This window comes from Sagittula salina (assembly GCF_017813235.1).
Classification (GTDB): domain Bacteria; phylum Pseudomonadota; class Alphaproteobacteria; order Rhodobacterales; family Rhodobacteraceae; genus Sagittula; species Sagittula salina.
The window spans coordinates 1-2922 of record NZ_JAGISH010000033.1; the positions used below are offsets into that span (position 1 = coordinate 1).

At 56.0% G+C, this 2922-nt stretch carries 2 protein-coding genes and 1 pseudogene; 1 reads left to right on the forward strand and 2 read right to left on the reverse strand.

Translation table 11 applies throughout. The features are described 5' to 3' along the window. Positions 1-296: 296 nt before the first annotated feature. Positions 297-2264 carry a PAS domain-containing hybrid sensor histidine kinase/response regulator gene (locus J5474_RS22430; protein ID WP_209364228.1) on the reverse strand — a complete coding sequence of 656 codons (1968 nt, stop codon included), beginning with the start codon at positions 2262-2264 and terminating at the stop codon, positions 297-299. 353 nt (positions 2265-2617) lie between these two features. Here J5474_RS22430 and J5474_RS23070 point away from each other — a divergent pair, with 353 nt between their 5' ends. Then, complete coding sequence (locus J5474_RS23070) at positions 2618-2749, forward strand: hypothetical protein (RefSeq protein ID WP_280842549.1); 132 nt, start codon at positions 2618-2620, stop codon at positions 2747-2749. A gap of 68 nt (positions 2750-2817) precedes the next feature. On the opposite strand, the pseudogene J5474_RS22435 reads toward J5474_RS23070, so the two are convergent. Next, positions 2818-2922 (reverse strand): annotated as a pseudogene (locus tag J5474_RS22435) (IS5/IS1182 family transposase); the annotation flags it as partial.

The following is a 2922-nucleotide window of genomic DNA, read 5'->3' on the forward strand; positions in this document are numbered from 1 at the left end:
ATCATGCCCCCTGTGTTTGGGAGCTTGAATCATGCAGCCCGTGGAGCCTCAAGCACGTTTATGGGTCCTGACCCTAAGCGTGGCCCCCCTGATGGATAGGACCGAGTGAAATGTTAAGCTACTGAGAAAAATGTTTTATTCTTGCTTGCGAGAGATGTGTTGTTCGTTTCGTTGTTCTGTAGCGCACTTAGGTAGCGAAATTGCTACCTGACGGCAGGCTCTCCAACGTGTTGCGTCTTCCCTTCCGGGTCGGTGCTTGCAGAAAAGTTCCGGTGCAGATTACCATCTCATCGCTGTCAGTTCTTCCGTTCGAATACTTCTGACACGGCTTTCAGAAGCTCCGCCTTAAGTACGGGCTTCATCAATCTGACATCTTGGGATTTCAGATACTTGCCATTCATCTCTGCTTCGGGGGCGTAACCCGACATAAATATGAACGGTATTTCAGGGTTTAACATGCGGATCATCCTTGCAAGACCAGAGCCCTGCAACTGGCCGGGCATGACGATATCGCTCACCACGAGGTCAAAATTTGGATCGGCCTTGAAGATGTCCAGCGCAGCATCGCCCGATTCTGCGGGCGCGACGTCGTATCCGTCGTTCCGCAACACTGCCATTAGGACTGATCGCACATCTTCGTCGTCTTCCACCAGCAGGATGCGACAGTTGCCAAAACCGTGCGGGCCCTGCGATCCTTCCAAAGGTGCCGCGTTCGGCAAAACGGTATTGCTGATCGGGAAATACAGGTTGACCGTCGTTCCAACCCCCACCTCGGTGGAAACGTGGAGCGCGCCGTTAGATTGCCTGATGAAGCCCTGGATCATCGGTAGTCCCATTCCGGATCCTCGTCCCGGCGCCTTGGTGGTATAGAAGGGTTCGAAGATGTGTTTCAGCGTTTCGGTCCCGATCCCGGTGCCGGTGTCGCTGACGGCCAGCATGACATATCGGCCGGGCGGCACCTTCTCGCCGCGTGCATCGATCAAAGCTTGATCAATACAGCAGTTCGCTGTCTCGATTGACACTTTGCCTCGGCCCTCCATTGCATCACGCGCGTTCAGAAGCAGGTTCAGCAACGCGCTTTCCAGCGCGGTTGGGTCCAGTTTCACCGGCCATAAACGGCTGTGGAGCACGGTCTCCACTTCGATAGATTCCGGCAATGCGCGACGCATCCACTTGTCGGCCTGTCGGACCACTGCATTCAGATCCAGAACCTGAGGTTGAAGCCTCGCGCGTCGGGCAAACGACAACATGCTCCGGGTCAACCCGGCGCCACGCTGACTGGCAGCGATGGCCGCATCGATCAGTTCAATATGATCGGAGTTTTCGATATCCTCGCGCAGCAGTTCAAGGTTGCCGAGGATCACGGCCAAGATGTTGTTGAAGTCATGTGCGATACCGCCGGACAAATGACCTATGGATTCCATCTTCTGTACTTCCAGAAGGAGCGCTTCTGTCGCTTTCTGGGCGGTGATATCGTGAGACGCGCAGACATGTTTGACGATGTCGCCGGAAGCGTTGCGGATTGGTCCCACGATCGACCGAATCCACTTCGACCCTTCGGAGCCGAGAACTCTATACGTCATCTCGACCGTTTCGCCATCCTCAAGCTGTTGCCACCAACGATCCAGCATTTCCCGATCATCCGGATGGACCAGTGCAAAGTCCCCTCCATGATGGGGGACTTTTTCAAGGAACTCTTCGCGCGAAACACCGTAATTTCTGATGTGCTGATCGGAAACGATAATGGGTCTCTGCCCCAACGTGTCCCAGATGTAATATCCAAGCCCGAAGAGCTGACTTGCAAGCTTGAGCGGCTCTTCCTGGTTCTGCCTCTGGGTCTCGAGTAGTGTTTCGTAATGTACGTCCCGTTCATCTCGCAGACGGCCCAGCACCATCCCCGAAAACGCGTAGAGCGCCATACCGCCCAGGGCGTTTGGCAGCGTACCTGTCAGGCTTGCTGGACCGAAACCTTGGGTGAAGCTAAGCAAAACAAACGCTGCAGCAATGATACCGCTGATGCTGCCCGCGATGCGGCCACCAAAATAGCCCGAGAATCCGACTGCGACCAGCAACAAGAGAAAAGGCGTAGGAACCATGCCTCCGGCGTGGCGAACGGCTTCGACAGCCACCAGTACAGCACAAGTCGGCAGACAGCTTAGGCCGACGCGGAAAATCTTGTTATTCACGGGCTTGCATAAGTTGAGCTTCCCCGGTTGAATTTGTTGCCCCGGGCTACTGTTGCGCAGGCGGTATTGACGCGTCAAGCATTGCCGTTTGACGCGGCGGAAAGGTGCGGCCCGCACCCGCCGTTCGCAGTGTCACAGCCATGCTCCGGCGCAGCCCGTCGAACCGATTATTCGTCACTGGTGCTCAGTCCGCTTGCGGGCGCCTGAGTGAACCAAGCGGTCATGGTTTAAAGTTCGACTACCATCAATCTCTTTGTCTTGCGAGACCACGAACGGAAGCATATCTCTGGTAGGCGTATTAGCCCCAACAGGGGCACTCTACGCAACTCATCAAAATCATCGCCCTGACACCGATCAGGCAACCCTGGTTTTCCTGAGGATCGGTCGATCCGGCATATCGCCGGACCGATTTTAAAACCTGTGAGGTCGTGATGGGAAAAGGCAACAACAAGCGCGGAAATAAGGAAACGAAGAAGCCGAGGCAGGAGAAACCCAAGGTTCTTGCGACGGCCAATTCCGGCGCGGCGAAACCAGTTTCGCTGGGCGAGAAGAAGGGCAAGTAAGCCGATAGGCGGGCAGCATTGTAGCAGAAAGGCGGGCTGAGGCGTGAGTGACCCTTTCCCGCTCAGGCTCATGCCACGCGAACGACCTCGGCGGTTCCGAGCGCGTTGAAGCGATTGATAAGGGCGACCCGGATGTGGATTTCGGCGGTTTGGCGATCGGGATCCCGCGCGGA